The 15,650-nt window shown below is 49.9% G+C and carries 14 protein-coding genes; 4 read left to right on the top strand and 10 right to left on the bottom strand.

Annotation, left to right across the window (positions count from 1 at the left end; genetic code table 11):
- Positions 1 to 15: 15 nt before the first annotated feature.
- Complete coding sequence (locus tag P304_RS0101015; protein WP_027389025.1) at positions 16 to 522, bottom strand: GNAT family N-acetyltransferase; 507 nt, start codon at positions 520 to 522, stop codon at positions 16 to 18.
- Positions 523 to 719: 197 nt separating this feature from the next.
- Here P304_RS0101015 and P304_RS13345 point away from each other — a divergent pair, with 197 nt between their 5' ends.
- On the top strand, positions 720 to 953 hold the full coding sequence (locus tag P304_RS13345) for a phage integrase N-terminal SAM-like domain-containing protein (protein WP_084417462.1): 234 nt from the start codon (positions 720 to 722) through the stop codon (positions 951 to 953).
- A 235-nt stretch (positions 954 to 1,188) separates the two neighbouring features.
- Here the strand turns inward: P304_RS13345 and P304_RS0101005 are convergent, their stop codons facing one another.
- From P304_RS0101005 to P304_RS13340, 9 genes are all read right to left on the bottom strand, one after another.
- Entirely contained in the window at positions 1,189 to 1,497 is a 309-nt protein-coding gene (locus tag P304_RS0101005) for a type II toxin-antitoxin system RelE/ParE family toxin (RefSeq protein WP_027389024.1), read from the bottom strand.
- Positions 1,485 to 1,742, bottom strand: a complete 258-nt coding sequence (locus P304_RS0101000) for a type II toxin-antitoxin system Phd/YefM family antitoxin (protein ID WP_027389023.1) — start codon at positions 1,740 to 1,742, stop codon at positions 1,485 to 1,487. Before P304_RS0101000 ends, P304_RS0101005 begins: the two co-directional genes overlap by 13 nt.
- 436 nt (positions 1,743 to 2,178) lie before the next feature.
- Positions 2,179 to 2,949 (bottom strand): tRNA pseudouridine(38-40) synthase TruA, encoded by a 771-nt coding sequence (truA, locus tag P304_RS0100995; protein ID WP_027389022.1) that lies wholly within the window; start codon positions 2,947 to 2,949, stop codon positions 2,179 to 2,181.
- Complete coding sequence (recN, locus tag P304_RS0100990) at positions 2,950 to 4,641, bottom strand: DNA repair protein RecN (RefSeq protein WP_027389021.1); 1,692 nt, start codon at positions 4,639 to 4,641, stop codon at positions 2,950 to 2,952.
- A 4-nt stretch (positions 4,642 to 4,645) separates the two neighbouring features.
- Positions 4,646 to 5,503 carry an NAD(+)/NADH kinase gene (locus P304_RS0100985; RefSeq protein ID WP_027389020.1) on the bottom strand — a complete coding sequence of 286 codons (858 nt, stop codon included), beginning with the start codon at positions 5,501 to 5,503 and terminating at the stop codon, positions 4,646 to 4,648.
- Positions 5,500 to 5,985 (bottom strand): 2-C-methyl-D-erythritol 2,4-cyclodiphosphate synthase, encoded by a 486-nt coding sequence (gene ispF, locus P304_RS0100980; protein WP_027389019.1) that lies wholly within the window; start codon positions 5,983 to 5,985, stop codon positions 5,500 to 5,502. Before ispF ends, P304_RS0100985 begins: the two co-directional genes overlap by 4 nt.
- A gap of 9 nt (positions 5,986 to 5,994) precedes the next feature.
- Positions 5,995 to 7,452, bottom strand: a complete 1,458-nt coding sequence (locus P304_RS0100975; protein WP_027389018.1) for an RNA-binding domain-containing protein — start codon at positions 7,450 to 7,452, stop codon at positions 5,995 to 5,997.
- Between the two features lie 22 nt (positions 7,453 to 7,474).
- The gene (locus P304_RS0100970) at positions 7,475 to 9,628 is read right to left on the bottom strand and encodes a CHASE2 domain-containing protein (RefSeq protein WP_034763473.1); all 2,154 of its coding nucleotides are present in this window, start codon (positions 9,626 to 9,628) and stop codon (positions 7,475 to 7,477) included.
- 11 nt (positions 9,629 to 9,639) lie between these two features.
- On the bottom strand, positions 9,640 to 9,909 hold the full coding sequence (locus P304_RS13340; protein ID WP_051321289.1) for an ArsR/SmtB family transcription factor: 270 nt from the start codon (positions 9,907 to 9,909) through the stop codon (positions 9,640 to 9,642).
- A 229-nt stretch (positions 9,910 to 10,138) separates the two neighbouring features.
- On the opposite strand from P304_RS13340, the gene dnaG reads away from it, so the two are divergent.
- From dnaG to P304_RS0100950, 3 genes are all read left to right on the top strand, one after another.
- Positions 10,139 to 11,974, top strand: coding sequence for a DNA primase (gene dnaG / locus P304_RS15820; RefSeq protein WP_051321288.1), 1,836 nt, complete (start codon positions 10,139 to 10,141; stop codon positions 11,972 to 11,974).
- Positions 11,975 to 13,864, top strand: coding sequence for an RNA polymerase sigma factor RpoD (gene rpoD, locus P304_RS0100955; protein WP_201766895.1), 1,890 nt, complete (start codon positions 11,975 to 11,977; stop codon positions 13,862 to 13,864). It begins immediately after the preceding gene.
- A 68-nt stretch (positions 13,865 to 13,932) separates the two neighbouring features.
- The gene (locus tag P304_RS0100950) at positions 13,933 to 15,627 is read left to right on the top strand and encodes an FG-GAP repeat domain-containing protein (RefSeq protein ID WP_027389015.1); all 1,695 of its coding nucleotides are present in this window, start codon (positions 13,933 to 13,935) and stop codon (positions 15,625 to 15,627) included.
- The last annotated feature ends 23 nt before the right edge of the window (positions 15,628 to 15,650 follow it).

Raw genomic sequence — 15,650 nt, 5'->3', positions numbered from 1 at the left:
TTGTTATGCGCTTAATCATTCTATGGGGTAGACATAAACGCCGTGTTCTTCGCCGATAAAGAACACTGATTTTGTCTTCTTGGCACCGAGCTTCTGCGCCACTCGTATGGAGGCATGGTTCCTCGGATGAATCAGAGAGATGAGCCTCCTCTTTCCCAATGTATTTTCCCCATACTCTTTACAGGCCTTCGCGGCTTCGGTTGCATAGCCATTGTTCCAGTACACGGGTAGCATGCGATATGATATCTCGGTTTCCACTTCACCATTAATTTCTTGATGTAGAAGACCGGCGATGCCGATAAACTGTTCTCCTGCTTTGAGCAGGACCTTCCAAAAGCAATAACCGTATTCTGTGTATTGATGGAGGATTTTCTCAACCATTTGCTGGGTCTCGTCGTAACTGAGCACCTTCGGAAAGAACTCCATCACATTTTTGTTCCCAGTCAGCAAATATACCAAATCAACGTCGGCGGCGGTCACCTTAATTAACTTCAAACGTTTGGTTTCCGTGACCAGCCGCATTGTCTTCTACGCCTTTGCATAACATTGCAATAAATAGAATTTATTCCGCATATCGCACCCCTATATCCGGAAAATTTTCCATGTTTCGTGATATTAAGGCTGCAGACACGGAAAATTATATCTTGCATCTTTCCGTGTTACAACGAAAAATATAAAAAAGTTTTATTTTCTATATATTGCGATATTAGGGGATAAATATGGAAAAAATCCATAAACTTCGTCCTGATCCAAGCTTGAAACTTATGGATCAGGTTCGTGCGGTGTTGCGATACCACCATTATGCCTATCGTACAGAAAAGTCCTATTGTCATTGGATTTTGCGTTACATTCACCATTTTGGTGAACAAACACATCCGAGGGAGCTTGTGGCAAAAGATGTGGAAGCTTTTTTATCGCATCTTACTTTTGCCTGTCATCTCGAACGTACGTGAGAGATCTAGATTTCTCGCTAACGCTCGAAATGACACATATACCTTACTTAGGGATGTCAGATTTCTCGTTTTGCTCGAAATGATGCGTATTCGATGCTCGCGGAGGTCAGATTTCTCCTCGCTCTGCTCGTTCAAAATGACACGAGAGCGCTTTGAAAAAGTTCTCCCATTATGACGCTGAATGGTTGCGTTTTTCTTTATCACCGCTCGTGCTTGTAATGATTTAATGAACGTTTCATTGAATGCGCTCTTCTAAAATGTATGCTCTCAATTTTCTTTCCGAACGCATTACGTACAACAAATAAACTTTATCGTCGGCGATGCGGTAAAATATACGACAAGGACCTTCGATTATTTCAAGGTATTCAGTATCTTTTAGTTCTTCTGGTGTTTTTCCGGATTTTGGAAATTGTTCAAGGCGTTTGACCGATTCAAAAACATTTCTAACCAGTTTTTTAGCTGCGCTTGGCTTGTCGAGAGCGATGTATTCAGCAATTCCATCAAGATCAATAAGTGCAGGCTCTGTCCATATTATTTGAGCCATTTACTCATTTTCTCCTTCGCTTCATTTGCAGAATACACTCTGCTTTCAAGTAAGGCTTTTTCTCCACGTGCAATGCCTTCGAGGATTTGCATACGGTTTTGCATATACTCGTACTCATCCACATCTACAAGATAAGCGGAAGGTTGCCCATGCTCTGTGATGAGAACAGGTTCTTTTGTTTGGTGTAGTTCAGCAAGAATCTTTGTCGCTTGCCTTTTCAAGGTTGTAACTAATTCTGTTTTCATAAATCCCCCAACTCCTTCTAAAATAATATTAACCCATAAAGTGATACTATTCTGATACATTATTTTGGGCAAGGATTTTAAACGCTAACGCAAAAATAAGCGGCGCGAGCTTGCGAGCTTGCGAGCGTCCGGCGACCGTAGGGGGCAAATTTAATGGCGCTGTTAAGCATCTACAGTGTGTAACCCAATAACTTTACAAGGCTGACATACTTTGAATCACTGTATCCACACTGGAAGGTCGGATTGGCTTTTAACAGCCACCGCAAAACCGATCTCTGCAATAGTCGTAGAGGTATAACTATTCAGCACTTTTGCCTGTCATCTCGAACGTAGGTGAGAGATCTAGATTTCTCGCTAAGGATCGAAATGACACGAGAGCGCTTCGAAAAGCCTCTACCGTCATTAAGCTGAATGGTTACGTTTGTTTTTCTAACCGTCACTCCCACACATAATCAACGTACTCCACACTCTCCAACAGTAACCCAGCCGCTGGAGCGGTTCGTCCGGCCAGCGCTCGTTGTTTCCCGGCCAGCACTTCTGTCATGGTGCGCGGGAATCTTCCCGTCTGTATATCCACAACGGTGCCAACAATACTCCGTACCATGTGTTTCAAGAATCCTTTGCCGCGGATGCGGATAGCAAGCTGCGTGGGGCTGAGGTCGTGGACGCTGAGCTCGGTCAATACGCGCACGGTGCCAAGGGTAGTTGGCCTCCGGCCACGAAAACAGGCAAAATCGTGTTCGCCGACCAGCACTTGCAATTCGCGTTCGATGCTCGCGCGGTCGAGGTTATGGTACAGGTGCCACGCAAAGCGTTCCGTCAAGGGGTCTGGAACGGGGGTGCCGTGTTCGATGGTGTAACAGTAGGTTTTGATGCTGGCGCTAAAGCGGCTGTGAAAGTCGGCTGGCATTTCACGGGCATCCATCACGCGGATGTCGCGCGGCAAGTTGACGTTCAGCGCACGGCGCACGTTTTCGAGTGGGATGGCGCTGGTGGTAAAAAAATTACAGACCATGCCACGCGCGTGGACGCCGCTGTCGGTACGCCCGGCGGCCAGCAGCCGAATGGGATGGTTGCAAACCTGAGCGATGGCGTGCGACATGATATACTGAATCGTCAGGTGTTCTTCGCTGCGCCCGCTCTGTATCTGCCAGCCGCGATAGGCGGTGCCATCATAGGCGACTCGAAGTGCGATATTGCGTTCCATCTAGCGCTGGGCACGCCCAGCTTTCGCTGGCGCTCCCCCCATTTGTGCGACGTACTGCCGCGCATGTTCCAGCGAGGCATCGGTAATATGGATACCGCCGAGCATCCGCGCGATTTCTTCGATTTTCCCTTCGGCGTCAAGGGGGATGACTTCGGAACAGGTTTGATCGCCGACGGTTGCTTTGACAATGCGAAAGTGGCGGTCACTTTTGACGGCAACTTGCGGCAAGTGCGTAATGGTGAGCACTTGATTGCGGCTGGCGAGTTCTTTGAGTTTTTCCCCCACCATTTCGGCGACGGCACCGCTGACGCCGGTATCGACTTCGTCAAACACAAAGGTGCTGGTCATCCCTTGCCCAGCGAGTACCCCTTTAATGGCCAGCATAATGCGGCTCATTTCGCCACCACTGGCGACTTTGGCGAGTGGTTTGGGGGCTTCGCCACGGTTGGCAGAGAGGTAGAATTCAATGGCATCAAGGCCGCTGGTTTGTGGTTCGGGGTGCAGCGTTTCGTTGACGCTGAACTGGCACCCTTTCATTCCAAGATCGGCGAGTTGGCGGATGATAGCGGCGCTGATGGCGGCTCCCGCTTTCTGCCGTGCGTGGCGTAGGGCTTCGCCGCATTGTTGCACGAGGGCGAGGGTGGCGGCGGCTTCAGCGGCGCAGGCGTCTACATCAAGGGTATGCGCGAGGTTTGCTTCGCGCGCGCGCAGCGTTTCGGCATAATCCAGAATGTCAGCGACGCTCCGGCCATATTTCAGTTTTAAGGTATCGAGCTGACGAATGCGCGTTTCGACTTTTTCGAGTTCCACGTCGTCGCCCGATACGTTGCGCGCGGTACTGCGCGCCACACTCGCCATATCCTGCAACGTGGCCATAACGGTATTAATTTCGGCGAGGTACGGAGCAAATGCAGGGTCGAAGGATTCAAGCGTCCGCAGTTGTTTTTGTACCCCTTGCAAGCGCGGAATCACGGCGTCGTGATCTTCGCTGAGGGCGCATTGCACTGCTTCGGCGGCATCGGCAATGTCTTGCGCGTGGGTCAGAATTTTCAGGCGAGCTTCGAGTTCGTCGTCTTCATCACACTGGAGTTTGGCTTTATCAATTTCAGTGAGTTGACGGCGAATATCGTCGAGCGCCCGTTGGTTTTCGGCAGCGCCTTTACGGGCTTCTTCGTATATTTGGCGCGCGCGTCGCCACGCTTGGTGGTGCAAACGGTACTGTTCAGGGAGTTGTGGGTCGTCTAAAAAGGTATCGAGCAACTGGACGTGCCGCGCGTGATTGAGCAGGCTGTGGTGCTGGTTTTGGGCATGAATATCAACAATATAATCGGCAATTTCTTTGAGAAATCCAACGGCTTGCACGGTGCCGTTGACGTAGACGCGGTTTTTCCCCCCTTGCGCCACGATGCGGCGGATAATCAGTTCGCCATCGTCCGCAGGAATATCGTTTGCGGCGAGCACGGCCTGCAATGCGTCACTTTCCAGCCCAAACACTCCCTGCACTTCAAGGCTTTCTTGCCCGGTGCGGATCGACTCTTTCTGCGCTTTTTCGCCGCAGAGGAGGCCGAGGGCATCGATGATGATCGATTTTCCGGCTCCGGTTTCACCTGTCAAAATATTGAGGCCGCTGTCAAATTCGATGGTAATGTCTTCGATGATCGCAAAATTTTTGATGATCAACTCGTGCAACATTGTGTTAGATCTCCGCCCACTTCATTTTTTCTTTCAACACGGCATAGTAATTCTTTTCGGGGTTTGTCACCATCTTCAATGTGGCGTCTGATTTGTAGATATGAATGACGTCGCCGGTTTGTAGGGCGACTCCGAGTTGCCCGTCAAGAGTAAGCATGACGTCAGAGCTGCGCGCTTTTACGCGAACGGCCAGTTCCACGTTGCGCGCGGGGATGACAATGGAACGGTTTGCCAGCATGTGCGGGCAAATCGGCGTGATAATCATATTGGTTAGCGACGGGTGAATGATCGGCCCGCCAGCAGCCAGGTTGTAAGCGGTTGAGCCGGTGGGCGTAGAAACGATGAGGCCATCGGAGCGGTAGCGGGTCAGAAATTGTTTATTGACCATGAGTTCAAGGTCGATAATGCGCGCCAGCGCCCCTTTGTTGATGACGACGTCGTTGAGGACGTGGTATTCAGCAAAGCGCTCTCCCATGCGATGCAGGTGGCAGCGCAGCATCATCCGTTCGTCAATGCGGTAATCGCCGCCCAGAATGCGGTCGAGCACGAGGTACATTTGATCAATGCAGACTTCGGTCAGAAAGCCGAGGTTGCCGAGGTTAACGCCAAGGATAGGGGTATCGCTCCCTACCATCAAACGCGCCACGCCCAAGATGGTGCCGTCGCCGCCAAGAGCAATCAACAGCTCCACATGGTTGACGAGCGCCGCTTTGGGCATGCCGTTATCCAATTCAATAATGCGGGCGGTATCTTCGTCTACGTTCCATTCAATTTGCTTTTTTTCAAGGTAGCGGATCAATCCTTCGACAATTTGTGGCGCTTTCTGGGCATCTGGTTTGGCGATAATTCCGACGTGTTTCATGGTTCACCTTTTTTGAAAATGATCACGACAGCCTGGGCGGCAATGCCTTCTTCGCGTCCGACAAAGCCAAGCTTTTCGGTTGTGGTAGCTTTAACGCTTACCGATTCAATATCGAGCTGGAGATCAAGTGCAATATTGTGCCGTATGGCATCGATATACGAACGGAGTTTAGGCCGTTCCGCCATGATAACACTGTCAAGATTGCCAACGCGGTAGCCTTTTTGATGAATTAAGGCCACGACAGCGCGGAGTAAGATACGGCTGTCAGCGCCACTATACGCGGGATCGGTATCAGGAAAGTGAGCGCCAATATCGCCGAGGGCGAGCGCGCCGAGCAGGGCGTCGCTGATAGCGTGGAGCAGGACGTCGGCATCAGAATGGCCAAGCAGGCCAAGGTGATGCGGGATAGTGACTCCTCCAAGAATGCACGGGCGCCCTTCGACAAGGCGGTGAACATCATATCCGGTGCCGATACGGAACATATCTTCTCCTCACTGTATAGCAGGGCTGGCTAATGTGTAGTGCGTGTTGCGAGCACTGCCCCGTTTTTCCAAGATTCCTTTCACAACATAATTCCGTAGAATTTCGCGCGCACGGCTCTCTTTAATAGAAAATAGTGCCATGACGTCACGCACAGTGATGGTTGTGTGCTGATGTAAATAGTGGCGTATGGCGAGTTCAGGCTCGACCTCTGTCTCGCTATTTCTTCGTTTATCCGGCGGTATGACGGCAGTATCCGACGGTATGGCGGCAGTATCCGACGGTATGGCGGCAGTATCCGACGGTATGGCGGCAGTATCCGACGGTGCAGATAGTTTTTGTGGTCGGTAGAACTCTACATCGACAAAGTCACCTTGTTCTTCTATGCGCGGCGCTTTTAACCCCGTCGCAAGACAGATATTTTTGATTCGTCCCAAGCCACTGCCCCACTGTTCAATATAGCCAAGCTCTTTAAATACTCGGGCTATGACACGATTTCTGATTTCGGAACGTCCTTCTCGAATTGACTGAAGTGTCAGCGTATTTGGGAAGCCTCCGGGAGACACAATGTTGACGATATCGTCGTACACGCCAACCTTAATATCTCGACCGTAGTTCGTATAATCCCGATGGATAAATGCGTTTATAAGTGCTTCTCGCAGCGCAGCTTCCGGTAACTCATAGGTGTCTGTGCGCTGTAGTCCCCGTATTTCTCCGTGAAGATGAATATGGTTTTTAATGAAAGCTTCGGTATTTGCGAGTTGAGTCAAAAGATCACCTTGGTACTCTTTGCGATCAACAAAAACGCTCATATCATTCCCTTTGAAGCGCGCGCATTTCACCGCTACATGCTCTTTGAGGCCGAGCAAAATGGTAAGCCCATGTGTTGGGAAAAGCAGCCCTTGCTCTTCTTGAACGAGTTTGAGATTGATGAGTTTTTGCTCATCTAGAGGTTTTCCATAAGCAGAAAAGTGAATTTTTAGTGAACTTAGGTCTAGTGTATCGAGGGAAAACTCAGTGTCAATTTCTTCATCAAAGCTGCGATTGACGCGTTGCCGTTCAAGTTCGACAATATGGGTTAACGAAGCCTTCCGATTTGTGGCACCAACACGAATATAGGTTCCTTCGTTTTTGCCGGCAGCTTTCAGGTAGTAGGGCATGAGGTTGCCGCGAAAAATTTCAACGACTAAAACCAACTTTCCGTCAATATTGGTGATGTATATTTCGGGAAGCAACGGTGGATAACATCGATCCATAATAATCGCGGTTATCTGATCTTGTAGGGTAAAGATATTTTCTTCAGCAATACCAATGACGTTACGTTGATCATCAACGCCGAGAACAAGTTTTCCCCCGGCAGTATTCGCGAACGCTATTGCTGTTTGAACTATTTGTTCATGCCGTGGGAGTTGTTGCTTGAGTTCAAGCGTTTTGCTCTCTCCGAGTTGTATCTGATCGTATAACGTCATTGTTAGTAGGGGTCTCCGAAAGTTATTTCGTCGTCATAGTGAACGAGCCATCCCAGTCATCGGGTGGTGGGGTTTGCTGGTAAAGGACAATGCGCTCTTCATAGAGTTCATAGAGGACGCTTTTCGGGTCTTTGGCGCGCAATTGGTTCGCCAGTGCCAGCGCATCGTCCCAACGTCGGTTGTTGTAGTGATCCAGCATTGCCGTGTAGAGTTCGATTTCGTCAGGATGGTACGGTGTTGGTGAAACCTGGTAAATTTTGACGGGCAGATATTTTCCTTTGACTTTAACGGCGTCAAGGAAACGGATGTGATAGTTTTCAGTTAAAAGCGCCAGCGTGTATTCGCTGATGACGATATTGCAGCCGTAGGTTTTATTGATCCCTTCGAGTCGCGAGGCGAGGTTGACGTTATCGCCCAGAACGGTGTAGTCAAAGCGCTGGGTTGATCCCATGTTGCCGACGCGGACAAGGCCGCTGTTCAATCCGATACCGATGTTGATTTCAGGGAGTCCGCGCGCATGCCACTCTTTTTTGAGTTCGTCGAGCTTGATGAGCATATCGACCGAGGCAAGTAGGGCGTTATCGGCGTGTTTGGGATCATCAAGCGGGGCGTTCCAGAATGCCATGATGGCGTCGCCAAGGAATTTGTCGACGGTTCCAAAGCGATCCATAATGATGTTGGTCATTGGTGTCATATATTCGTTCAGAAAGCTGGTGAGTTCTTGCGGTGATAAACGCTCCGAGATGGAGGTGAAGCCCCGAATATCTGAGAACATGATGGTCATGCTCTTTTCTTCTCCACTCAAGCTAAGCGATTCGGGATTGTTCGCCAGTTGTTCAACAACAACGGGCGATAGGTACTGTCCAAACGCTGAACGGATGTAGGCTTTTTCCTGTTCTTCCCGAATGTAACTCAGGAAGGTATTAAAGCTGAAGATCAACAGCGTTGCGCTGATGACATAGACGAAATTGATTAAGAGTCCTTGATGTTGAAAGAGCCAAAAACTGAGTGCGAGCACGGCGGCACTGAGTGCAATCAAGGCCATACCGCTCCACAGGGCACGGAATCGTTGCGCAATGACAATCGTGAGTAGGCCAGCAAGAAACACGTATACCATTTCTGCGCCACCCATCCAATCGGGACGGACAAGGAAATCACCCGAAATAATGGTGTCCAGTAAGTTGGCGTGAATTTCAACTCCTGGGAATACTGGCGAAACTGGTGTCGCGCGCAAGTCGAGCAGTCCAGCGGCAGAGGTTCCAACAAGCACCATTGCGCCATCGAGTAAAGCCGGATCAAAGTTTCCATTCATCAGATTGATGACCGACAAGTACGGGAATGTCATGCTGGTGCCACGATAATTGACGGAAACGCGCCCCATCGCATCGGTGGGGATTTCCCAGTTGCCAACCTTCACGTTTGTGATGCCGGTTTCGGATGCACGGATAATGTAGCTCCGTGCGCCAACGGCTACGCGCAGCATCTCCATGACCAGTGAGGGGTAAATGCGGTCGCGATAGGAAAGAAACAGTGGAACCGAGCGGACTTTGCCGTCGCTGTCGGGAATCACGTTAAAGAATCCTGTGCCGGTGGCCTGTTCGGCTAACACTGGGATATTCGGTGTAACGTTTTGTGCGAGATAGGTAAATCGGCTGGGATCTTCGCCACCAGAAACTACGGTTCCGGCACGGATGGAGCTTGCAAGGTCATATGAATCTATTTCTGAGGTCATCAAGAAGGGATATCCCAGCACGAGCGGTACTTGAGAGATGATGCTGGCAAAATAGGTATCGTAGTCGTACTCATCAAATTGCGGGTCTTCGATGCCGATTTTTTTCAGCACACGCGGTGGCGAGGTGCGGTCATCTTCGGCAAACACAATATCCATTCCGGCGACAGCGGCTCCCCCTTCGTAGAGGCGGATAACGATTTCGGCCATTACATCGCGCGACCACGGCCATTGACCGTATTGGCGCAGGCTTTCTTCGTCGATATCCAGAATGAGTGTTGCCGATTCCGGTTGCTGGTGATTGTATTGTTGGAACGTATCAAATGAGAGGTGCCGTACGTCACTCAGGAGTGGTAAGTCAAGTGGCGTAATTGCTGTGAGCAGGAGAAGAATCAGATACGGAAGCGTTTTGACCCCATTATCCCGTAATTTTTTCCCCAGCTTCATAGCTCCCCCTCTTATTCTTTACACATCAGGTCGCACAAGCGCTGTACCTTATCGCCGACTACGGAGTAAAAAACATGCATCCCTTGCTTGCGCGCACTCACCAGCCCAGAAGCTTTGAGGAGAGAAAGATGTTTGGATACATTCGCTTGAGTCGTATTGACATGCGCGGCAACATCGCCAACGCATTTTTCCCCTTCAAGGAGAAAGTGGAGAATCTGGAGGCGAGTGGGATCAGAAAGACATTTGAACTTGACGGCAACTGCGTCAAATTTATTCGCCATAAAGCACCTCAACGAACGTAGGATGTGCGCATAGTACTGCAACAGTTGGGAAAAGACAAGAGGTGCTCTGGCATGCTCTTGCCTGCATAAGGGCATTGTTGTCGCAGTGTGCACAAGAGTAGGCATTGCTTCTTATGGAAGAAAAGTGCTAGAAATCTGCCCTTCTTGCGATGAGTAGATGCTATGATAAGCAGACAGATGGATGCAGCAACGGTGAGCCAAGGAAACTATGAAACGAATTCGTCGCGAATCAGTCGAAAGAGTCCTCGATCGGGTGGATATTGTTGATATCCTTTCGCCGTATGTGAACCTAAAAAAAGGCGGCAATAGCTATAAAGGATGTTGTCCGTTTCATCAGGAAAAATCCCCTTCTTTTCATGTTACGCCCGCGAAAGGGGTCTATCATTGTTTTGGCTGTGGAGCCAGTGGCAACGCGCTGACATTTCTGGATGAAAAGATGGGGCTGGGGTTTGTTGACGCTATCGAACACCTTGCCGAACGCTATGGGGTGACGCTGGAGTATGAGCAGGATGCCAATGAAGGCGTCGACCCGCGTCAGCCGTTGTGGGAACTGAATCAAACGATTTTGATGAGCTTTCGCAGTACTCTGGAGCATGCTCCACACGCACAAGAGTACTTGGAGCAGCGCTCTATTCCCCGCCCATTGATCGATCAGTTTGCCATTGGCTATGCGGATGGAACGCGCGAAACGCTCTTAAAAGCTTTTGCAGCACGGCATGATGATTTGGCGCGTTTGGGTTTGATCGCTCAGAAGGATGAAGATCAATCGTGGTACGACCGTTTTCGGCAACGGCTGATGTTCCCTATTTGCGACGGACAGGGCAATATCGCGGGATTTGGTGGGCGCGACCTTTCGGGACGCTCTCCAGCAAAATATATGAATTCACCTGAAAGTATTCTGTTTAAGAAAAAAGAACTTCTCTATGGGTACCACATTGCGCGTCCATCGATACGAAGTCGCCGTCGTGCGATTCTTGTAGAAGGGTATTTCGATGTGATTCGTGCGCATCAGTACGGCTTTACTGAAACCGTAGCAGTGATGGGAACGGCGCTTGGGGAGGAGCATCTCCATTTGCTGGGGGCAAAAACCGATCTCTACCTTGTATTTGATGGCGATGATGCAGGAACCAAAGCCGCGTTGCGCACGGTTTCGTTATTGGGGAAGTGCCTGAATCCTTTGCGAGCCGTTTTCCTCCCTGCTGGCGACGATCCTGACACGTTTTTATTGCGGCAGGGGGAGAGCGACTTTAACGAATTGATCGGAAAAGCGCGTGATTTGGGTGAATTTTATATTGATTACCAACTGGAAACTGCGCGTGGCGATATTAACAGCACCACTACGGTGTTACGTGAGCTCAAGGTATTGCTCGAATCGATTCAAGATACCATCAAGCGTCAGGCATACTACAATTATCTCACGCGCCGTTCAGGTATTGATGTGTATGCGACAGCGATTCGTCCCAGTACCCCCCCGCAAGCGCCGCGGAACGAATCGCCGTATCGTACGGCACATTCTACAAACTCGTATGAAAAAAAGCGTCCGTATTATTCTCAAACCCCATCCACACATGGTGGGATGCAAAATGTACTGCAAGGAAAAATAACTGTTGATAAAAACTACCTTGAGAAATACCTTCTGAGCGTGATGTTTTCGTCCGATACAGCTTTTGAGAATCTGGTGGATAAAATAGGCACCGATATTCTACATGAGCCATATAACTCCCTGTTGCACCAAGCGACCGACCTACACAACGACGGACTGACGGTGAACGCCATTGTTCAGCAACTCTCCGATGGGTCGTTTGCTGGATTGTTGCGTCATGTGCATCAAGTTGATACGGGGATGGATGGCAGTGATCGAGTGTTGGAGGACGTCATTGCGAAGGTATTTCGCCTCTATCAGGAGCGACAGATAGAAGAGCTGGAAGGGCAGATTCGCGTATTAGCAAGCGACCCTTCACCGGAGGCCCAAAAAAAGTTGAGTGCTGTTTTGCAAGAACATCTTCAGTTGAAAAAGGAAATTGACCCCGGAGGCAAAATATAGATGAGTACATCGATGATGGAAAAAAAGTTTCTCGAATTGATCCAGTATGCCAAAAAAAGAGGGTTCATCACGTATGATGAACTCAACAACTATTTGCCTGATGAGGCGGTAGTTGATCCAGAAAAGCTTGATACCGTGATGAGCGAGCTGTCCAAGCTTGGAATTAAGGTCGTGGCGGAAACGGCAGAAACGATAATTGCCCGCAAAGGGACAACAAGCGATGAGGTCGATCACGAAGCTGACCATGACGAAGAGGAAGACTTTACTCCTCTTGTGATGGACGAAGAACGAGACACGCCACATGCTGAAGAAGAGGAAGAAGAAGACGAGGCGACCCTCGACCTGAGTCCTGACACTTCTTTCCGCACTGATGATCCTGTTCGCCTCTACCTCAAGGAGATGGGTTCGGTTCCACTTCTGACCCGCGAAGGGGAAGTGGAAATCGCGAAGCGGATCGAAGCGGGATATGAAAAAATGATCAGCGCGCTGATTGTTATCCCAAAAGCGGTTGCAGAATTAGTTGAACTTGGGGATCGCCTCAAGGCAGAAGAGATCAGCCTGAAAGATGTGATCATGCTTGACGACGAAGTTGGCAGCATGGGGATTCTTGGGCACGATACCGATGCGGTTAATGATGACGAAGAAGTAGACGAGGATGGCGAAGAGCACGTCCGCCCGGTTCGCTCTGAAAGCGCGGTGGAAACGCGCACATTCATTATTGAATCGATCGAAAAAATTGCCGTACTCAGTGCAACACTGCCTGACTTGCGCCTTGAATCGCCAGCTTTAGAGCAGGCGGCTATTCGTGAAATGATCCAAATGCTGACTGATATTCGTCTGACAAACGAAACGGTTTCACGCATCAGCAATATTATGAAGTCTCTCTATACCGATATTCGCCGTGCCGATGCCGAAATTGCCAAGTGCGAAAAAATGGCCGATACAAACCGCGAAATTTTGCTGCGCATTGCCGACGGTGAGCCGGTAACAATTATTACCGGACGCAGAAAGAAAGGTGCTTTGCGCGAAGCCGACTTGTGTAAACTCGCCGGAACGGTAAAGGGTGCCTACGCTAAATTTGAAGAAGTGGAGCGGATTACCGGAATTCACTACAGCGAATTTATGGTCATCGTTCAGCGTGTTAACGAAGGGGAAGCAGAGTCCAAAGCCGCAAAAATGCAACTGATTGAAGCGAACCTTCGCTTGGTCGTATCGATTGCGAAAAAATATACCAACCGTGGTCTTCAGTTCCTTGACCTGATTCAGGAAGGAAACATCGGCCTTATGAAGGCGGTCGATAAGTTCGAATATCGCCGTGGCTACAAGTTTTCGACCTATGCTACGTGGTGGATTCGTCAGGCCATTACCCGCGCGATTGCCGATCAAGCGCGCACGATCCGTATTCCGGTGCACATGATTGAAACCATCAATAAACTGGTGCGCACCAGTCGTACCCTGGTGCAGGAACTTGGTCGCGAACCGACGCCCGAAGAGATTGCGGAACGGATGGTTTTGCCGGTTGAAAAAGTTCGCAAAGTGCTGAAAATCGCGAAAGAACCAATCAGTCTTGAAACTCCGATTGGTGAAGAAGAAGATTCCTCGCTTGGCGATTTTATCGAAGATAAAAATTCGATTTCTCCCGCCGAAGCGGTCATTACCTTTAACCTGAAAGAGCAAGTGCGCGACGTGTTGCACACGCTAAGCCCGCGTGAGGCAGAAGTGCTCAAACTCCGTTTTGGCATTGATACTGACTCCGACCATACACTCGAAGAGGTTGGTAAAAAGTTTAATGTAACGCGGGAACGGATTCGCCAGATCGAAGCCAAAGCACTTCGCAAACTGCGTCACCCGACCCGTTCAAAAGTGCTGCGTAGCTTCTTGGAGCCGTAGAACGTTGCTGAATCTTGCTGAGGCAATTGCTCTGTTGAAATACTCAAGATTATGGAGAGATATACACGATGCAATCACGTTTTTGGCTTTTCCTGCTGCTCATACTGATCCCAACCATGAGCGTTGCGTATACGACCGATCATCTGGCACGTGAGTTGGGAGCACTCTTCCCAAAGGCTTCCGGCACGGTTCTTTCCTCTCTTGGAGCCACGACAACGGTACGAATTACTGAAGGAGAAGTCCGCTCCGGTCAATATCTCCGCGTGTATGCCGTTGGCGAAGCGATTCGTCACCCCCTTACTGACGAATACCTTGGGCAACGCGAATCCCTGGTCGGGCTTGTGCAGCTCACTCGTCAGAGCATGGGCAATGATTGGTTAGCGCGTCGTGTGGCTAGCAACCAAGAACTTCGCAATGGCATGCGTATCCGCTCTGGCGAACGGGGCGTCAAGCTTCTCTATTTGGGCGAAGCGCACAGTAGCCTGAATCAGGAAATGGAGCTTAGTCTCGCCAAAACCGGCACGTTTGAGCTGGTAAACACGTTACACGTTGAACGGACGAAGCAAGAGCTCGGCATTACGGAACTCACCCCTGAAACCTTCCCGAAACTTACCCGCCGTCTGAATGTCGACGTGGTGCTTGACCTCAGCGAACACCGTACCGGTGGCACGCAAAGTTTGCTTTATAAACTCATTGATGGCGCGAGTTTCCTTACACTGGCTGAAGGTGACTTTGCACTGCGCGAGTTCTACACTGAGCAAGTGACGAGTGCTGATTCTGCCGAAGCCGCTATTCTTGGTGCGTGGCAGACACGGCGTATTGACCCGAACTTCCGCGTATTCGATCCGATCGACATCAATAACGACGGTATCCCGGAAATGGCGCTGTTGGGCGATGGAACGGTTGCGCTGGTCTCTTTAGAACAAGGTGAGATGAAGATTCTTTCGCAGGATCGCTCCGCGTCGGGCGCACCCCTTTCCATTGTTGCTGCCGACATGGATGGTGATGGCGTTCAGGAAATTTATGCCAGCGTATTTGACGGAAAGCGAATTTATACGTTGCAGTATCATATTCTGTCGCAAGGGATAGCACGTCAGAAGACATTTTTTGATGTCGTTATCTATCGCACCTACCTAGAAAATGGCACGAGCGAAATTCTATTGCAAAAAGTGGCGCCAACCGAACTTATGGGCGGATCAATTCATCGCTTTACACTGCAAGGCGGGGAGATCGTTACCACGGAAGAGCTTTCCAAACGTAACGTTGAATTAGTTGGTGCCGCGCGTGTGGGCGACCAGTGGTTGAACTATACCGCCGATGGGCGCATTGCGTTATTTGACAATAGCTATCGCCAGCTTGGCGCAACCCCAGCTGATTTTGGCGCATTTTTAGTGCCAATGGTGCTCAGTGACGATATTCGACTGTACGCCAAACGGCGGGTGCTCCCGATTGTTGCCGGGGGAACACCGTACATAGTTGGCATGAACAACGAACCATTTCTTGGTTTTCTCAGCGTTGCCACGGCCTTTAAGGGTTCAGATCTGCGCTTGCTCCAGCAAAGCGGTGCCTCATTCCATGAAGTCTATCGCAGTGTCTACATTTCCCGTGCGGTGATGAGTGATGCAGCTTTTGTCGACGTCAATGGCGATGGGCGGCGCGAAATTGCGGTGTTGATGAACTATCGCAATAGAGCGGGAGCGCCGACAGGTGGCACGGCTTTTCTTTTTTTCCAAATCGATTCCATTGTAGAAACGGCGCGTTAATGCGCCTATATCCCTTTGTTTGA

This window comes from Chrysiogenes arsenatis DSM 11915, assembly GCF_000469585.1.
GTDB classification, from domain to species: Bacteria; Chrysiogenota; Chrysiogenetes; order Chrysiogenales; family Chrysiogenaceae; genus Chrysiogenes; species Chrysiogenes arsenatis.
This window is presented reverse-complemented; position numbering and strand designations above follow the sequence as displayed.

Bases quoted from the DNA above. Each gene is read 5' to 3' on its own strand.
- P304_RS0100970 (WP_034763473.1), bottom strand. From the start codon at position 9,628: ATGAAGCTGGGGAAAAAATTACGGGATAATGGGGTCAAAACGCTTCCG.
- P304_RS0101005 (WP_027389024.1), bottom strand. From the start codon at position 1,497: ATGGCTCAAATAATATGGACAGAGCCTGCACTTATTGATCTTGATGGA.
- P304_RS0101015 (WP_027389025.1), bottom strand. From the start codon at position 522: ATGCGGCTGGTCACGGAAACCAAACGTTTGAAGTTAATTAAGGTGACC.
- truA (WP_027389022.1), bottom strand. From the start codon at position 2,949: ATGGAACGCAATATCGCACTTCGAGTCGCCTATGATGGCACCGCCTAT.
- P304_RS0100985 (WP_027389020.1), bottom strand. From the start codon at position 5,503: ATGAAACACGTCGGAATTATCGCCAAACCAGATGCCCAGAAAGCGCCA.
- ispF (WP_027389019.1), bottom strand. From the start codon at position 5,985: ATGTTCCGTATCGGCACCGGATATGATGTTCACCGCCTTGTCGAAGGG.
- rpoD (WP_201766895.1), top strand. From the start codon at position 11,975: ATGAGTACATCGATGATGGAAAAAAAGTTTCTCGAATTGATCCAGTAT.
- dnaG (WP_051321288.1), top strand. From the start codon at position 10,139: ATGAAACGAATTCGTCGCGAATCAGTCGAAAGAGTCCTCGATCGGGTG.
- P304_RS0100975 (WP_027389018.1), bottom strand. From the start codon at position 7,452: ATGACGTTATACGATCAGATACAACTCGGAGAGAGCAAAACGCTTGAA.
- P304_RS13345 (WP_084417462.1), top strand. From the start codon at position 720: ATGGAAAAAATCCATAAACTTCGTCCTGATCCAAGCTTGAAACTTATG.
- P304_RS0101000 (WP_027389023.1), bottom strand. From the start codon at position 1,742: ATGAAAACAGAATTAGTTACAACCTTGAAAAGGCAAGCGACAAAGATT.
- P304_RS0100950 (WP_027389015.1), top strand. From the start codon at position 13,933: ATGCAATCACGTTTTTGGCTTTTCCTGCTGCTCATACTGATCCCAACC.
- recN (WP_027389021.1), bottom strand. From the start codon at position 4,641: ATGTTGCACGAGTTGATCATCAAAAATTTTGCGATCATCGAAGACATT.
- P304_RS13340 (WP_051321289.1), bottom strand. From the start codon at position 9,909: ATGGCGAATAAATTTGACGCAGTTGCCGTCAAGTTCAAATGTCTTTCT.